We start from the raw sequence: 15,974 nt of genomic DNA, 5'->3' as shown, positions 1-15,974 counted from the left end.
CGGCTGGCAAGCGCATCCCCCCATTTTTGAGGTGAGTTGTTGCTGTAGTTCGAGGGTAGCGGTTGTCCCTCACTCTCCGTACGGGAGGCCAGATTTGACACACACCGCAGTACAGCAAAGGAAACACGTGGCTAACAACACCCGTGCCCGCCGTAAGGTCCGCATTTCGCGTGCCCTCGGTATTGCCTTGACTCCTAAGGCAGAAAAGTACATGGAGCGTCGCCCCTACGGACCAGGCCAGCACGGCCGCGCCCGTAAGAAGGCAGACTCCGACTACGCAGTGCGTCTTCGCGAGAAGCAGCGTTTGCGTGCTCAGTACGGTATCCGCGAAGCTCAGATGACTCGCGTCTACGAAGAAGCCAAGCGTACCTCTGGCTTGACCGGTGAAAACATCATCGAACTTTTGGAAATGCGTCTTGACGCTTTGGTGCTTCGTGCAGGTTTCGCACGCACCATCTCTCAGGCACGCCAGCTCGTTGTGCACCGCCACATCTTGGTTGACGGTCAGCGCGTGGACATCCCGTCCTTCCGCGTGAAGCCAGGCCAGATGGTTCACGTTCACGAGCGTTCCGAGAAGATGACCCCGTTCCAGGTTGCAGCTGCCGGTTCACACCGCGACGTGCTTCCTGCTGTTCCGGGCTACCTCGACGTCAAGCTTGAGTCCCTTCAGGCAACGTTGGTTCGCCGTCCGAAGCGCTCTGAGGTCCCTGTGACCTGCGAAGAGCAGCTCGTGGTCGAATACTACGCTCGCTAAAACTGAGCTTTGTGCGTCACAACTCGTGACACACGTAAAAATGGAGTCCGTAGCATGCGCTGCGGGCTCCATTTTGCTATTTTCCAAAGTCTTGCCGTTCTTTTAGGCGGTAAGGTGGGATAGCTACTCGTGCGCACACGCGCGCGTGAAGCGAATGTTCATCAACTGGGTGTTGACCCCGAAGGATCACGACTACACATGAAATCGCAAGAGATTGCACAGCGTTGGATCGACTTCTTTGTCGCTAACGGACACCGTCACGTCCCAAGCGCGTCCTTGGTATCTTCCGATCCTTCGGTCCTATTCACCATTGCGGGCATGGTCCCGTTCATCCCTTACTTGACCGCTCGCGAAGAGCCGCCGTTCCCGCGCGCTGTCTCCGTACAGAAGTGCATCCGTACTGGTGATATTGACGAAGTGGGCAAGACGGTCCGTCACGGCACCTTCTTCCAGATGGCCGGCAACTTCTCCTTCGGCGATTACTTCAAGCGCGAAGCCATTACGTTCGCCTGGACCCTGCTGACCACGCCGGTCAACGAGGGTGGCTACGGATTGGATAAGGACCGCTTGTGGGTCACCGTTTACCTGGACGACGACGAAGCTGCCGCTTTGTGGCAAGAAATTGCCGGGCTTCCCGTTGAGCGCATTCAGCGCATGGGCATGGAGGACAACTACTGGTCCACCGGACAGCCCGGACCAGCTGGCCCGTGCTCGGAGATTTACTACGACCGCGGCCCCGCCTACGGTCAAGACGGCGGCCCAGCCGTGGATGACACGCGCTTCATTGAGATCTGGAACCTCGTGTTCATGCAGTACCAGCGTGGCGAGGGCACCGGAAAGAACGACTTCGAGATCTTGGGCGAACTGCCGAAGAAGAACATCGACACCGGTTTGGGACTCGAGCGTCTTGCGCTGATCCTGCAGGGTGTTGAGAACATGTACGAGACTGACCAGGTTCGTCCCGTGCTGGACAAGGCTGCTGAACTCGCTGGCAAGGCCTACACCTCCACCGAGGATCCTGCCGACCCGCACCACGCCGATGATGTCCGTATGCGCGTTGTGGCCGACCACGTTCGCTCGTCCCTCATGCTCATCACCGATGGCGTCGTGCCGTCGAACGAAGGCCGTGGCTACGTACTGCGCCGCCTCATGCGCCGCGCCATCCGCGCGATGCGTTTGATGGGCGTTCAGGACATGGTCATGCCGGAGCTGTTGCCAGTGTCCCGTGACGCCATGAAGGGTGTGTACCCGCAGGTTGAGACGGACTTCGAGCGCATTTCCCGCATCGCTTACGCCGAAGAGCGCGCGTTCTTGCGCACCATCGCTTCCGGTACCACGCGTTTGGAAGAGGCAATCGTGTCCTCCAAGTCAGCTGGCACCAAGCTGTCCGGCGAAGATGCTTTCGCGTTGCACGACACCTACGGGTTCCCGATTGATCTGACCCTGGAAATCGCTTCCGAGGCCGGACTGGCTGTGGACGAAGAAGGTTTCCGCGGACTGATGAAGGAACAGCGTGAGCGCGCCCAGAAGGACGCAAAGTCCAAGAAGGCCGGCCACGCCGACCTCACGGTCTTCAACGGTCTGCACTCCAAGGGCGATACCGTCTTTACCGGTTACACCGAGCTCGCTACCGAATCCACGGTGCGCGGCATTGTGCGCAACGGTGAGCTGGTTGACTTCGCTACCCAGGGTGAAGAAATTGAGCTGGTCTTGAATGAGACCCCGTTCTACGCCGAGTCCGGTGGACAGGCAGCCGACGTGGGAATCATCAAGGGCGACGGCTTTGTGGTGGAAGTTCTGGACGTGCAGTCACCCATCAAGGGTTTGAGCGTGCACAAGGCCATTGTTCGCGAAGGCGAACTTCCTTCGGCCGCTACCGTGCAGTCTGAGGTTGACCGTATCCGCCGTATGGCTGGCGAGCAGGCGCACTCCGGTACGCACATCATCCACGCTGCTTTGCACGATGTCCTTGGCCCTGACGCTTTGCAGTCCGGTTCCTTCAACAAGTCCGGCTACTTGCGCTTTGACTTCACGTGGCAGGACCAGATTTCTGCTGCCGCAAAGTCTGAGATTGAAGAAGTCGCCAACTTGGCGATCCGCAACAACTTCCCGGTGACCACCACGGTCATGAGCCTCGATGAGGCCAAGGCTATGGGCGCTACCAGCCTCTTCGGTGAGAAGTACGGCCAGACCGTGCGCGTCGTGGAAATCAACGGTGCGTGGAGCCGCGAACTTTGCGGTGGTACGCACGTTGGAGCCACCTCCCAGATCGGTTCGCTGACCCTCCTGGGCGAGCAGTCCGTGGGATCAGGAAACCGTCGTGTAGAAGCACTCGTGGGTATGGAAGCGTTCCGTCACGGAGCTGCTGAGCGTGCCTTGGTGAGCGAGCTTTCCGAGATGTTCCGCGCCCCGGCCTCTGAGATTTCTGACCGCATCGGCCAGACCGTCCAGAAGCTTCGTACGGCGGAGAAGGAACTCGAGCGTCTTCGCGCAGCACAGTTGGTCGCCCAAGCTGGCGCACTGGTTGCCTCGGCGAAGGAAGCGCACGGCGTGAAGATCGTGACGCACCACGCCGGTGAGATTGCCTCCGCGGATGATCTGCGTACGCTCGCGCTCAACCTGCGTGATCGTTTAGGTACCGAGGCGTCCACCGTTGCTTTGACCGGTGTTTCTAAGGACCGTCCGGTAGTTCTGGTGGTCACTAACGAAGCCGCGCGCGAAGCGGGCGTCAAGGCTGGCGCTCTGGTGCGCACGGCAGCTGGCGTCCTCGGTGGCGGCGGAGGCGGCAAGGACGACATGGCGCAGGGTGGTGGCCAAGACGCAAGCAAGGTTGACGCCGCACTTGAGGCCATCTTCGTTGCTGTTCGAGATCGCTAAGCCGGAAAATTCTCAAGTATGACTGAATCTTCCATGGGGCTCCCGGAGGTCCACATCCTCCGAGCGAACGTCCGCGCACCACGCGCGGGCGTCGACGTAGGCCAAGCGCGCGTTGGGGTGGCTTTTAGCGACCCTGACGGGCTCTTGGCCTCCCCCTGGAAGACGCTGAAGCGCAACGCGTCCAGCAATCAAGATGTGCGGCTGCTCGCTCGCGAGCTGAAAGCACGATACGTGTGCCGCGTGTATGTGGGCTTGCCTCGATCTCTCAAAGGCAATGACACGGCATCCACGGAAATGGCGTGGGAATACGCAGATATTCTCAACAATCTCTTGAATTCCCCCTCAAGTGACCTCGCCGCCCCCCACGATCCGCAAGCGGGCTCACCTACGCCAGCAAGCGACGTCGTAATCCCTGTTTTCATGATCGATGAACGACTCTCCACCGTGTCCGCACACAAGACACTGCGTGAGAACGGCATCGATTCCCGCAAGCATCGTGCAATTATTGATCAAGCTGCAGCCGTGAACATCCTTCAACAAGCGTTGGAAATGGAATCCGCTCAGCAACGCATCCCGGGAGATTTCGTTCCTTTTCCCGAGAGCGCACCTGGATTGCCTGAGGCACCTGAGGCGAAGGACCCTTCACTATGAATGATCCGAACGCTGACGCAAGTCAGTTTTTGAGTCGGCGCGAACGCCGTGAAGCCGAGCGGCTGCGCCTAGAGCGCGAAGCCGCCGAGGCCTCGTCAACCGACGAGGCTCACAACGATGCGCCTGAGCAGATCAATGATGCTCACGATTCAGAGCGTGAACCACGCACCGAACTTCATTCCGTGGTTCAGCATCCAGAGCAGAATGCGTCCCACCAGGACGAGCTTCAGCACTATGTTGATGACCGCCAGTACCCAGAGCGCGATGAGCCAGACGGTCACGTCCTCTTTGACAAGCTTCCGCCGACCGTGGTCCCAGTTCCCACCGGAACAAACCCCACCACGAACATTCGGCAACAGCGACGCCAGCGCCGCAACAAGATCATGGGCATTGCCCTTGCAGTGTTCGCGGCCGCTCTGGTTGCCGTCATCATCTTGGTGCAAAACCTCGTCGCAGGCACTGAACCGGCCGATTACGCCGGACCGGGCGGCGACGCCACCACGTTCGAGGTTGAGCAAGGATGGGGAGCCATTCAGATCAGCCGCCAGCTCTTGGCAGATGACATTGTTGCCTCAGATACCGCATTCTTGGAAGCGCTGGAATCCAACACCTCCGGCACGAGCGAGATCCACCCCGGGTCCTACGAGCTGAAGAAGCAAATGAAGGCCTCTGACGTGGTGAGTGTTCTCACCGCTGAAGGCCCAGCCGTAAGCTACATCGCGATCAGCGAAAACTCGCGCAAGAATGAGGTCTACGCCAAGATTTCCGAAGCCACCGGTGTGGCCGTCAAGGAAATCTCTGCCTTCGATACCAAGGGCACTCAGTTTGGATTGCCGGCCACCGTGAAGTCCCTTGAGGGCTACCTGCACCCAGGCGAATACCGCTTCCCATTGGATACCCCAATCAAGGACATCATCCAGGAAATGGTCACGAAGACCTTGGATGAGCTCAAGCGAGTAGGAATTACCGACCCAGCCGAGCAGTACCGCATCCTCAAGGTTGCTTCCATCCTGCAGGGTGAAGCCACTGCTAAGGACTACCCGGTTGTTGCTGGTGCCATCGAAAACCGTTTGGATCCGAACAACACTGAAACCAACGGTCTCTTGCAGCTGGACTCCACCGTGACCTACGGCTTGGGAACGCGCAGCCTCCAGTTCACGGAAGAGCAAAAGCAGGACGCGTCTAACCAGTACAACACCTACATTCACAAGGGATTGCCGCCAACGCCTATCGGTAGCCCCGGCAACTCGGCTATCGATGCAGCGGCTGATCCGGAAGAGAACGACTACTACTACTGGGTGACCGTGAACATCGAAACTGGTGAAACCAAGTTCTCCAAGACGTATGCCGAACACCAGGGCTACCAGCAGGAGTTCCGGGACTACTGCGCAGCGAACGCAGATAAGTGCAAGTAGGGGCACACAGCGAGGGACTTCGCGCGGCGGTCATCGGGTCACCGATCAGCCATTCGAAGTCCCCGCTCCTTCACGGCGCCGCTTATCAAGCGCTGGGGCTGGATATCGAGTACACGCGCCGGGAGGCCGTGGAAACGGACGCAGCGGCTCTCAACACCATGCTGCGCAACGAGCCAGGTTGGCTAGGGCTTTCCTGCACCATGCCCATGAAGCAAGCGCTCATCCCGTTTCTCGATAACACCAGCGAACGGGTGCGAATTCTCGGCGCCATGAACACCGTGGTGGTGCACCGCACTGATGGTGAACCCGTCAAGCTCAGCGGTGAGAACACTGATGTGGACGGGCTCATCAAATCCATCGCCGCTATGGGCGCCACAGTGCTCAAGAACGTCGCCATCTTCGGTGCCGGCAACACGGCCTCCGCCGCCATCATGGCCGTCGCTGAATCCGGTGCCGAGCACATTGATTTTGTGGTGCGCAATCTTGAACGTGCCGCCGCTTCCATCGCGCTTGCGCAGTCTTTTGGCCTCACTGCCAACGCCATCCTCAACGACGCTGCCGCCTTCAGCATCCCCGAGTACGATGCCGCGATCAGCACACTTCCTCCTGGATCGGCTGATTCCTTCGTCGACAAACTTGGGCTGGAGAACCTCCGTCCCGGCACGCCGCTCATGGATGTTACGTACGACCCGTGGCCCAGCCGGCTTGCTTCCGCCTGGACTGAGCACGGGGGAGTGGCGGCCTCTGGTTTGACCATGCTGTTGTACCAAGCGGTGGAGCAGGTCAAGCTGTTCACGGGCGTCACGGAAGCGGATTGGGATCACGTCATCAATATGATGTGTGACGCAGTCGGCTTAACGCGTCCCCAGAACTAGGCCGCGAACATGGCAAGATGTTAGGCATGCTTCGTTGGTTAACTGCGGGTGAATCGCACGGTCCCGCACTGGTTGGAATCATTGAGGGGATGCCTGCGGGTGTCCCCTTGATTACGGATGACGTCAAAGCGGCCCTGGCCCGCCGACGCCTCGGCTACGGTCGCGGCGCGCGCATGAAGTTTGAGCAGGATGAGGTCACCTTTCTCGGTGGCGTTCGTCACGGCCTCACGCAGGGCGGACCGGTTGCCATCCAGGTGGGCAACACTGAGTGGCCTAAGTGGCAGAAGGTGATGTCCGCGGATCCTGTGGATGCTGCCGAGCTCGCCAACATGGCACGTAATGCCCCGTTGACTCGTCCTCGTCCGGGCCACGCCGATTTCACCGGCATGCAGAAGTACGGTTTTGACGACGCTCGCCCGGTTTTGGAGCGCGCTTCCGCTCGCGAAACGGCGGAGCGGGTAGCTCTTGGCACCGTTGCCGCGAATTTCTTGCGCGCCGTTGGCGTTGAGCTGGTTTCCCATACGACGGCGGTGGGTACCGTAGCAGCGCCGGTTGACGCTCCGTTGCCGCTTCCGTCTGATGTAGAAGCCCTTGACGCGGATCCGCTGCGTTGCTTCCGCCAGGAAACCTCGGCCGCCATGGTGACCGAAGTCGACGCCGCCCACAAGGAGGGCGAAACCCTCGGCGGCGTCGTAGAAGTTCTCGCCTACGGCATGCCTCCAGGAGTTGGCTCCTATGTGCACTGGGACCGTCGCCTCGACGCGCGCCTCGCAGCTGCACTGATGGGCATCCAAGCCATCAAGGGTGTTGAAGTTGGTGATGGCTTCTTGACGGCCGCTCGCCGCGGATCCGCGGCTCACGATGAGCTCCAGCGGGCTGAAGACGGAACCATCCACCGCACCTCCGGCCGCGCTGGCGGTATCGAGGGCGGCATGAGCATCGGTGAGACGCTTCGCGTCCGCGCGGCCATGAAGCCAATCGCCACCGTGCCACGCGCGCTCAAGACCGTAGACATCGCAACCGGCGAGGCCACCACGGCTCACCACCAGCGTTCCGATGTCTGTGCGGTCCCAGCTGCTGGCGTGGTAGCTGAAGCCATGGTGGCTCTGGTCCTGGCTCAAGCGTTGCTCGAAAAGTTCGGTGGCGACAGCCTGGCCGAGGTCAAGCGCAACATTGATTCCTACCGCGCCTCCATCCCTGAGAACCTTGCATCTTTTGGAGTAGCTGACGAGGACGCTAGCGAGTCGTGACACAGGGACCCATCTTCTTGATTGGACCCATGGCAAGCGGAAAGACCTCGATCGGTAAGGCCCTCGCGAAGCACTTGGGCCGCGAGTTCATCGACACGGACAAGATTGTGGTGCAACGCCACGGATCTATCGCCGAAATTTTTGCCAGCCACGGGGAAGCCGAGTTCCGGCGTCTCGAAACGGAGACGCTCAAGGAAGTGGCGTCGTCGTCCTCAGTGATTGCCACCGGGGGCGGCTCCATCCTGAGCCCAGAGAATCGCCGCGTGATCGCCGAGTCTGGTCCTGCCGTCTATCTCGAGATCGACGAAGCCGCGGTCACTCCGCGTATTTCGGGACAAGGCGCACGGCCGCTCTTGGCAGGTGAAGATCCGGTGAAGCGCTGGGTGTCCATCTTCACCGAACGCGAGCACCTTTACCGCGAGATGGCCACCGTGACCATCGACGCGCGCACCAAGCCGCCCCGCGTGCTCGCTCGGGACATTGCGCACCGGCTGGGCCTTGAGGCATCACACACCACTGACGAGCTACTTTCAACGAACGAGGATGATTCATGACTAACGCGGTAACCACCATCAAAGTCACCGGCTCCCAGCCGGCTGAGAACTATGACGTCTTGGTGGGGCACGGCCTTCTGGGGCACGTGGCACCGTACCTTGGTGAACGCGTCCGTCGTGTCCTCGTCATTCACCCGCGCGCTCTGCGCACCACGGGCGAAGCCGTCCGCGAAGATCTGGCAGCTCAGGGCTTCGAGTCCTTCACTGCCGAAATCCCGGATGCCGAAGAGGGCAAGCACCTTCAGGTCGCAGGATTCTGCTGGCAGGTTTTGGGCCAGAATGACTTCACGCGCTCTGACGCCATCGTCACCGTCGGCGGCGGCGCAGTGACGGACCTCGGCGGATTCGTTGCAGCAACGTGGCTGCGCGGCGTCAAGGTCATCCACATTCCTACCAGCCTTCTGGGCATGGTGGACGCTGCCGTGGGCGGCAAGACCGGCATCAACACCGCTGAAGGCAAGAACCTTGTGGGCGCGTTCCACCCGCCGGCAGCCGTGATCGCAGATCTTGACGCACTTCAGACGCTTCCCGCCAACGAGCTCGTCACGGGCATGGCCGAATCCGTCAAGTGCGGTTTCATTGCGGATCCGCGCATTCTGGAACTCATTGAAGAAGACGTCAAGGACGCCACCAACGCCGAATCGGACCGCTTGCGTGAAATCGTGGAGCGCTCCATCCAGGTCAAGGCCGAAGTTGTCTCCGCGGATCTCAAGGAAAGCGGTCGCCGCGAGTTCTTGAACTACGGCCACACCCTCGGCCACGCCATCGAGCTCGCCGAGCGTTACCAGTGGCGCCACGGCGCAGCAGTGTCCATCGGTATGGTCTTTGCCGCCGAGCTTTCGCGCACTATGGGCCGCATCGATGACCAACTTGCTGAACGTCACAAAAACATTCTTGAGCTCATGGGACTGCCCACCAGCTACCGCAATGACCGCTGGTCGGCGTTGCTTGATGGCATGCGTCGGGACAAGAAGTCCCGCGGTGATCTCTTGCGTTTCGTGGTTCTTGACGGCCTGGCCAAGCCGGCCATTCAAGAAGTGCCGGACACCGCGATTCTCTTCGCGACCTACCAAGAGATCGCTTCTTAAGGATTCGGATCTACAGGGCGTCGGCGAGAATTTCCGGCGTCCTGTAGAATTGCGTTTGGTTTTTTGACACAAGAGTCAGCGTTAGCCCGCAACTTCCATATTTCGAGTCGTTTCTCACGGCTAGGCATCGAGGCGGAGCAAGCTGTGACTTCCAACGGAAAGGTGCCTCGTGGCAACGAGTAACGACATTAAAAACGGAACAGTGCTGAAGATTGATGGCCAGCTGTGGACCATCACCGAATTCCAGCACGTCAAGCCAGGCAAGGGCGGCGCTTTTGTCCGTACCAAGATGCGCAATGTTCTTTCCGGCAAGGTCGTTGATCGTACCTACAACGCTGGCGCCAAGGTAGAGACCGCAACCGTTGACCGCCGTGACTACCAGTACCTCTACCAGGATGGTGCTGACTACGTGTTCATGGATACCGCTGATTACGATCAGATCACCGTTCCAGCCACCGTTGTTGGCGACGCCGCAAACTTCATGCTGGAGAACCAGCAGGCCGTTATCGCCATGCACGACGGTTCCCCGCTGTACATCGAACTTCCACCATCGGTAGTTCTCGAGATTACCTACTCCGAGCCAGGCCTTCAGGGTGACCGCTCTTCCGCTGGCACGAAGCCTGCCACGTTGGAGACCGGCTACGAGATCCAGGTTCCTTTGTTCGTTGAGCAGGGCACCAAGGTCAAGGTTGACACCCGCACGGGCGACTACCTCGGTCGAGTCACGGAGTGAATGCTCGCACCAAAGCGCGACTCCGCGCTGTGGAGGTATTGTTCGAGGCTGAAGCACGCGATGTTCCCATCATCGACGCCATGGAATTGCGCCGCCGGGTAACGGATCAGCAGATTTCGGCCTACACGGAGAGCATTCTTCGTGGAGTTGATTCCAAGATTGCTCGCATTGACGAGTACTTGGAAACTTATTCCAAGGGTTGGTCCCTGGAGCGTATGCCGGCAGTTGATCGTTCCATCTTGCGTGTAGCCACGTGGGAGCTGCTGTTCAACGACGACGTTCCCGACAAGGTCGCCGTCAAGGAAGCAGGAGACATCGCCAGCGAACTTTCCACGGATGATTCCCCGGAGTTCATCTCTGGTTTGTTGGGCCGCTTGCTTGAGCTCAAGCCAACCTTGTTGGCCTAGAGGAGTTCTTAGGACTCGTTGCACTTTGTGAATGCGGGGTTCTGCACGTTTTGCGTGTGGGATCTCGCATTCAATGCTTAACCTTCGCTATGAATTTCGTGGAAGACTTGGCGGCATGCGCGCCATTCTTTTTGAGAACTATAAGCAGCCCGTTATTGAAAAGGATGTTCCGGAACCGTCTGTCGGTGACCATGACGTTCTGATCCGGGTGGAGGCTGCAAGCATTAACCACATCGACGCGCGACTACAAGCCGGCGAGTTCAAAGTGATACTTCCGTACAAGATGCCTGTGACTCTTGGCCATGATCTAGCAGGTACCATCCTTGCAACCGGAGTGGCTGTCACGCGGTTCAAGAGCGGCGACCAGGTATATGCGCGACCGCGAGACTTTCGCATTGGCACCTTCGCTGAGAAGATTTCCGTTCACGAGGACGATGTTGCGCTAACGCCGCGATCCATCAGCACGGTGGAAGCAGCGTCCTTGCCGCTCGTGGCGCTTACTGCGTGGCAAGCCCTCGTGGATCTCGGCACTGTGCAGGCCGGCCAGAAAGTTCTCATTCATGCCGGTGCAGGCGGCGTGGGCTCCATTGCGATTCAAATCGCTAAGCATTTGGGTGCCCAGGTAGCAACCACGGTTTCGGCAAAGAATATCGAGTTCGTCCGTAGTCTCGGCGCAGACATCGCGATCGACTACCGTACTCAGGACTTTGAAAGTGAACTGGAGAGCTATGACTTCGTCCTCGATTCACTCGGCGGCGCGAATCTGGAGAAATCCCTCAAAGTCGTTCGTCGAGGCGGAATCGTGGTGGGAATTTCTGGCCCACCTACGCCAACCTTTGCGCGCGAGGCGGGCCTGAACCCGGTAGTCCGTTTGGCCGTCGCCGCAATGAGCTTTAAGACCCGACGACTGGCTCGAAACTTGGGCGTCACATACAAGTTTCTGCTCATGAAATCGTCTGGAGAGCAGTTGGCTCAGCTGGCTAAGCTAGTGGATTCGGGCGTCGTTCGACCAATTGTTGGAGCCACTCACCCCTTCGAAGAGGCTGTTTCCGCAATCGAATCATTGGGTACTAGCGGCGCTCTTGGCAAGGAAGTTCTATTGGGGCCCGGTTTCGCTGTTGACCAGCCCACCGAGTCATAAGATTTCTCTGGAGTACGACGACGCTTGGCTAGCGTCCAGCGCCAAAGCTGCGGTTCGCCTGGACCTGCGCAAAGAGCTGTTGACGTTGGCGCACCAGAAGCTGTAGAAGTCTTTGCTCTTCGGCGGCATCGTTACGGAGCGCGTGACCGCGCACGATGCGGTGGCGAGTGGCACCCAATCGCGTTGCGGTAGCGGTAAAGTCCCGCATCAATCCGGCCGCGCCACCACCTGCCGCCCAAGCCCGGGCACTGCGGCGACCCTGCGGCGTCGTAAACATCTGCACTTCTTCAGCAGATAACCAGCCCGCAGTCGCGTAATCACCCAAACGCTGCGCCAAGAGCTTGCGCTCCAGCCTGCGCAAGTACCAGACGGCAAGGACCGTCACGATGAACAGGGGCATCTGGAAGAGGAAGTAGAAGCTAAAGAAATCGTCGAAGAACAGGCCCAGCCCGCCGTTCCAGAAGAAATGGGCGACCATCGCTGGAATGAGGCCTGCCAAGAAGTACAAGAGCCACGCGCGGCGCTTCCCGTGTTCCAGAGACAGCCCCAGCATGAACCCAATCCACGCCGTAAAGAGCACGTGAGCGAACGGTGAGAAGAGGCCGCGGAGGACAAAGATTTGGACGAGGCTTGTTTCGTGATCGGCGAAGGAGCTCATGAAGTACAGAATGTTCTCGGTAAAGGCGAATCCCGCGCCCACTAAACCGCCGTACACGATGCCGTCGATGGGGCCATCGAAGTGGCTCCGTGCCAAGTGGAAAATCAACAAGACACCCAGGCCCTTGCTGATCTCCTCAATCACCGGTGCCTGGATCAGGGCTCCGAAGAGTTCGGGATCGTTGAAGGGGGAAAACGCCCCAAACGCTGCGGAGAAGAAGTCACCGAACAACAAGGCAAGCGCAACGGAAGCTCCGGCACCCCACAACAGTGCGATGGTCACGAAGACCCGTGGCTCGGGATCCCAGCGGTCCACCCACCGCAATCCCCAGAGGCAAATACCGAGGGGGATGAGCGCCAAGAGGGTGGTGAAAGTGAGTCCGCCGGTCCCGAAAGAGGACCAGAGGAAGAAGGCCACGCCACCAAGAATCATGAAGAGCGCTACGAGTGCGATCGCCACAGCGACACTGGAGCCCACAGAGCCCGAGTTGCGGCCCGGTTGCGGGTAGAAGGATTGTGAGGGAACGCTCATGAGATCTAGCGTAGTGTCCTCGAAGCGGTGGTGAGAGTCGTGGTAGTTTAGAGCACGTCAGACAACCTTTAAAGTCCGTCCTGTGAGGCGGGGAAGGAGTCGGCATGTCGGAACACCTTTCCGAATCGACAGATTCGGGTGCACCCTCGCCGCGCAGTGAACGAGTAGTACTCAACGGCTCAGATATTGAGCGCGTTCTCAAGAGAATTTCATACGAAATCATTGAAGCCAATAAAGGCGTCGATGATCTTGTGATCCTCGGTATCCCTCGGCGCGGTTTCCCGCTCGCTCAGCGCATCGCCCGCAACATTGCCGCCGAAACCGGCGTAGATGCAGATTCCCTCGTGGGTCAACTCGATGTCACCATGTACCGGGACGATCTTCGCCGTAGCAAATCACGCACACCAGCCCCCACCAAGCTTCCTGTTCAAGGCATTGACGGAAAGAACGTAGTCCTCGTCGACGACGTGCTCTTCTCGGGGCGCACCATCCGCGCTGCACTCGACGCCATGGTGGACTTGGGCAGGCCACGCGTAGTGCGCTTGGCCGTTTTGGTGGATCGCGGACACCGCGAACTCCCCATTCGCGCCGACCACGTTGGCAAAAACCTCCCTACGGCGCAGTCCGAACGCGTCAAAGTTCATCTGGAGGAGACGGATGAAATCGACGGCGTGGGCGTCAACGAAGTAGTGATCTTGAGCGCAGGGGAGAAGTAGTGAAGCACTTGTTGTCCACGAAGGACCTCACGCGCGAGCAAGCCATCAACATTTTGGATGTCGCCGAAGAAATGGCGGCGGTATCCCAACGCGAAGTGAAGAAGCTTCCGGCCTTGCGCGGTCGCACCGTAGTGAACCTCTTCTTTGAAGACTCCACGCGTACGCGCATCTCCTTTGAAGCCGCCGCTAAGCGACTCAGCGCAGACGTCATCAACTTCGCCGCCAAGGGTTCCTCCGTCTCGAAGGGCGAGAGCCTCAAGGACACGGCTCAGACGCTCGAAGCCATGGGAGCTGACGCTGTGGTGATTCGCCACTCGGCCTCCGGTGCACCAGCACGCTTGGCCGCAACGGACTGGATCTCCGGCGCCGTGGTCAACGCGGGCGACGGAACTCATGAGCACCCAACCCAGGCACTCTTGGACGCTTTCACCTTGCGACGTCACTGGTCCCCGGTTGCCGGCGGTCCTTCTACCGGCGCCGCTCTCGAGGGCATGCATGTGACCATCGTGGGCGACATTCTCCATTCCCGTGTGGCGCGCTCCAACGTCTGGCTGCTCACCACTCTTGGCGCTAAGGTCACCCTCGTGGCTCCTCCCACGCTTGTTCCGGTGGGCGCCAACTGGCCGTGCGACATCAAGTTCGATCTGGATGAAGCTCTGGCCGAACAACCCAACGCCGTCATGATGTTGCGCGTTCAGGCTGAGCGCATGAACGCCGCATTCTTCCCGAATGAGCGCGAATACTCGCGCCGCTGGGGCTTGACGGATGACCGCTTCGAACATTTCATGAATGCCACGGACCAGGAGTCCATCATTCTTCACCCGGGTCCCATGAACCGGGGTCTGGAAATTTCTTCAGCTGCAGCGGATAGCGCGCAATCCAAAGTCCTGCAGCAAGTCACGAACGGCGTCTCCGTGCGTATGGCTGTTCTCTACCTCTTGCTCAGCGGCGAGCTCGACGAATCGTAAAGGGTGAACCACATGACCACTTATCTTGTAACCGGTGCCTCCGTTCTGGGCGGAGAGACTCTGGACATCCTGATTTCACACGGCACCATTGTGGCGCTCGGCGCCGAAGCTTCTCAGCATCAAGACGCCGCGAACGCCACCACCGTGGACGCCAGCGGACTCGTGGCGCTTCCGGCGTTCGTCGATCTGCACACTCACTTGCGTGAACCAGGACGCGAAGACGCAGAGACCGTCGAAACCGGTACCCGCGCGGCTGCGCTGGGTGGCTTCACCGCCGTTCACGCCATGGCGAACTCCTTGCCGGTAGCCGACACCGCCGGAGTGGTGGAGCAGGTCTGGAGCTTGGGCAAGCGCAGCGGCTGGGTGGATGTTCGCCCGGTAGGCGCCGTGACTGTGGGCCTCAAGGGCGAGCGCTTGAGCGAGATGGGCGCTATGGCCGATTCTCGTGCACAGGTCCGTGTCTTCTCCGACGATGGAATCTGCGTTTTCGATCCCGTGCTGATGCGCCGCGCGCTCGAGTACGTGAAGGCCTTCGATGGCGTCGTCGCTCAGCACGCTCAAGAGCCCCGCCTGACTGAGGGCGCTCAAATGAACGAGGGCACTGTGAGTGCCGATCTCGGTTTGGCCGGCTGGCCGGCGGTTGCTGAAGAGGCCATCATCGCTCGGGACGTCTTGCTCGCCGAGCACGTGGATTCGCGTTTGCATGTCTGCCACGTGTCCACCGCCGGTAGCGTTGAGATCATCCGCTGGGCCAAGTCCCGCGGCGTCAACGTGACCGCTGAAGTCACCCCGCACCACTTGCTCCTCACGGATGAGCTGGTCCGCACGTTCAACCCGGTGTACAAGGTGAATCCACCCTTGCGCGCTGACAAGGACGTCCAGGCTTTGCGTGCCGCCGTCGCTGACGGCACCATCGACATCATCGGTACCGATCACGCGCCACACCCGAGCGAGTCCAAGGACTGCGAATGGGCGCAAGCAGCTATGGGCATGACGGGCCTCGAGACTGCGTTCGCAATTGTGAATGAGACTCTCGTCAAGACTGGCTTGATTGGTTGGGATCGTGTCGCGGAGATCATGTCGCAGAAGCCCGCTGACATTGGACGCCTGACGAATCAGGGCCGCCCGGTAGCCGTGGGCGAACCGGCAAACCTCACCTTCGTTGATGCGGAAGCTGCCTGGACCGTGAATCCGGAGGCGATGGCCACGAAGGGCCGCAACTCGCCGTTCCGCGACATGGAAGTTCACGGCTCCGTCCGCCACGTTTTCTTCCACGGTCACCCCACCGTGCTCAACGGCTCGCTGAATGATCCGCACCCGGCCTCCGCAATCGAAGGGGCATCTGCGTGAACACCG

The 15,974-nt window shown here is 59.7% G+C and carries 15 protein-coding genes; 14 read left to right on the top strand and 1 reads right to left on the bottom strand.

Annotated features, from left to right (window positions below):
* The first annotated feature begins 127 nt into the window (after positions 1-127).
* The 11 genes from rpsD (at position 128) to HD598_RS03380 (ending at position 11,745) form a co-directional block, all read left to right on the top strand.
* A complete protein-coding gene (gene rpsD / locus HD598_RS03430; RefSeq protein ID WP_183663832.1) occupies positions 128-754 on the top strand; it encodes a 30S ribosomal protein S4 in 627 nt (208 codons plus the stop codon).
* A 198-nt stretch (positions 755-952) separates the two neighbouring features.
* Complete coding sequence (gene alaS, locus HD598_RS03425) at positions 953-3,631, top strand: alanine--tRNA ligase (protein ID WP_183663830.1); 2,679 nt, start codon at positions 953-955, stop codon at positions 3,629-3,631.
* Between the two features lie 18 nt (positions 3,632-3,649).
* The gene (locus HD598_RS03420; RefSeq protein WP_183663828.1) at positions 3,650-4,282 is read left to right on the top strand and encodes a RuvX/YqgF family protein; all 633 of its coding nucleotides are present in this window, start codon (positions 3,650-3,652) and stop codon (positions 4,280-4,282) included.
* Positions 4,279-5,697 (top strand): endolytic transglycosylase MltG, encoded by a 1,419-nt coding sequence (gene mltG, locus HD598_RS03415; RefSeq protein ID WP_183663826.1) that lies wholly within the window; start codon positions 4,279-4,281, stop codon positions 5,695-5,697. The genes HD598_RS03420 and mltG overlap by 4 nt, the downstream gene beginning before the upstream one ends.
* Positions 5,688-6,572, top strand: coding sequence for a shikimate dehydrogenase family protein (locus HD598_RS13705; protein ID WP_183663824.1), 885 nt, complete (start codon positions 5,688-5,690; stop codon positions 6,570-6,572). The genes mltG and HD598_RS13705 overlap by 10 nt, the downstream gene beginning before the upstream one ends.
* Positions 6,573-6,598: 26 nt before the next feature.
* Complete coding sequence (aroC, locus tag HD598_RS03405) at positions 6,599-7,822, top strand: chorismate synthase (protein ID WP_183663822.1); 1,224 nt, start codon at positions 6,599-6,601, stop codon at positions 7,820-7,822.
* Positions 7,819-8,376, top strand: a complete 558-nt coding sequence (locus tag HD598_RS03400) for a shikimate kinase (RefSeq protein WP_183663820.1) — start codon at positions 7,819-7,821, stop codon at positions 8,374-8,376. The genes aroC and HD598_RS03400 overlap by 4 nt, the downstream gene beginning before the upstream one ends.
* Positions 8,373-9,464 (top strand): 3-dehydroquinate synthase, encoded by a 1,092-nt coding sequence (aroB, locus tag HD598_RS03395; protein WP_183663818.1) that lies wholly within the window; start codon positions 8,373-8,375, stop codon positions 9,462-9,464. The genes HD598_RS03400 and aroB overlap by 4 nt, the downstream gene beginning before the upstream one ends.
* Positions 9,465-9,633: 169 nt before the next feature.
* Complete coding sequence (gene efp, locus HD598_RS03390) at positions 9,634-10,197, top strand: elongation factor P (RefSeq protein ID WP_071893532.1); 564 nt, start codon at positions 9,634-9,636, stop codon at positions 10,195-10,197.
* Entirely contained in the window at positions 10,194-10,604 is a 411-nt protein-coding gene (nusB, locus tag HD598_RS03385) for a transcription antitermination factor NusB (protein ID WP_071893533.1), read from the top strand. The genes efp and nusB overlap by 4 nt, the downstream gene beginning before the upstream one ends.
* 115 nt (positions 10,605-10,719) lie before the next feature.
* Positions 10,720-11,745 carry an NADP-dependent oxidoreductase gene (locus HD598_RS03380; RefSeq protein ID WP_183663816.1) on the top strand — a complete coding sequence of 342 codons (1,026 nt, stop codon included), beginning with the start codon at positions 10,720-10,722 and terminating at the stop codon, positions 11,743-11,745.
* 28 nt (positions 11,746-11,773) lie between these two features.
* On the opposite strand, the gene HD598_RS03375 is transcribed toward HD598_RS03380, so the two are convergent.
* Complete coding sequence (locus tag HD598_RS03375) at positions 11,774-12,934, bottom strand: PrsW family intramembrane metalloprotease (RefSeq protein ID WP_071893535.1); 1,161 nt, start codon at positions 12,932-12,934, stop codon at positions 11,774-11,776.
* 104 nt (positions 12,935-13,038) lie between these two features.
* Here HD598_RS03375 and pyrR point away from each other — a divergent pair, with 104 nt between their 5' ends.
* Genes pyrR through HD598_RS03360 form a run of 3 tightly spaced genes read left to right on the top strand, consistent with a single transcriptional unit; the run spans position 13,039 to position 15,968 of the window.
* Positions 13,039-13,650 carry a bifunctional pyr operon transcriptional regulator/uracil phosphoribosyltransferase PyrR gene (gene pyrR, locus HD598_RS03370; protein ID WP_183663814.1) on the top strand — a complete coding sequence of 204 codons (612 nt, stop codon included), beginning with the start codon at positions 13,039-13,041 and terminating at the stop codon, positions 13,648-13,650.
* The gene (locus HD598_RS03365; protein ID WP_183663812.1) at positions 13,650-14,618 is read left to right on the top strand and encodes an aspartate carbamoyltransferase catalytic subunit; all 969 of its coding nucleotides are present in this window, start codon (positions 13,650-13,652) and stop codon (positions 14,616-14,618) included. The genes pyrR and HD598_RS03365 overlap by 1 nt, the downstream gene beginning before the upstream one ends.
* Before the next feature lie 12 nt (positions 14,619-14,630).
* Positions 14,631-15,968, top strand: a complete 1,338-nt coding sequence (locus HD598_RS03360; protein ID WP_183663810.1) for a dihydroorotase — start codon at positions 14,631-14,633, stop codon at positions 15,966-15,968.
* Positions 15,969-15,974 lie beyond the last annotated feature (6 nt).

It is taken from the genome of Neomicrococcus aestuarii, assembly GCF_014201135.1.
GTDB lineage: Bacteria > Actinomycetota > Actinomycetes > Actinomycetales > Micrococcaceae > Neomicrococcus > Neomicrococcus aestuarii.
Note: the sequence above shows the minus strand (reverse complement) of the source record. Positions and strands in the feature narration are given on the sequence as shown.